Genomic DNA, 557 nt, shown 5'->3' with positions numbered 1-557 from the left:
GCCCTGCTCGGCGAAGCGCAAGGGGAACGTCTCCAGACCGCGCAACACCAAAAAGCAGTCGTCCGCACTCACGGCAAGGCCCAGGGTGGCTTGCGCCTCGCGCAGTTTTTCGTACAGCGTGAAGTCGTTCGTGCTGATCGCACCCATCAGCAGGTCGGAATGCCCGCCGAAGAACTTCGTGGCGGCCTCGATACTCATGTCCACACCATGCAGGAGCGGCTGGAACCCAAGCGGACTCGCCCAGGTGTTGTCCATCATGGTGAGGATGCCGCGCCGCCGGGCCTCGGCGGCAATTTTCGGTACATCGGGCATTTCCATCGACACCGTCCCCGGAGACTCGAGGCAGATCATCCGTGTCGACGGCAGGATGTAGGAAGCGATGTCGCTGCCGATGTCGGCCGGATAGACATCGACATCCACACCGAGCCGGGCCAGCCAGTCGCCCGCGAAGGCCTTCAGGCCGCCATAGCACGCGTCGGAAATCAGGATGTGGTCGCCGCTTTTGACGAATGGCATGATCGCGCTGACCAGCGCGGCCTGCCCAGACGGAACAACGA

At 63.2% G+C, this 557-nt stretch carries 1 protein-coding gene; it reads right to left on the bottom strand.

Annotated features, from left to right (window positions below):
- Positions 1 to 557 (bottom strand): PLP-dependent transferase (locus tag AB4Z35_RS30120; protein WP_442101175.1); only part of this gene is annotated, 557 nt, incomplete at both ends.

The sequence above is a fragment of the Pseudomonas sp. KB_15 genome (assembly GCF_052114525.1).
In the GTDB taxonomy this organism is placed as follows: Bacteria; Pseudomonadota; Gammaproteobacteria; order Pseudomonadales; family Pseudomonadaceae; genus Aquipseudomonas.
Note: the sequence above shows the minus strand (reverse complement) of the source record. Positions and strands in the feature narration are given on the sequence as shown.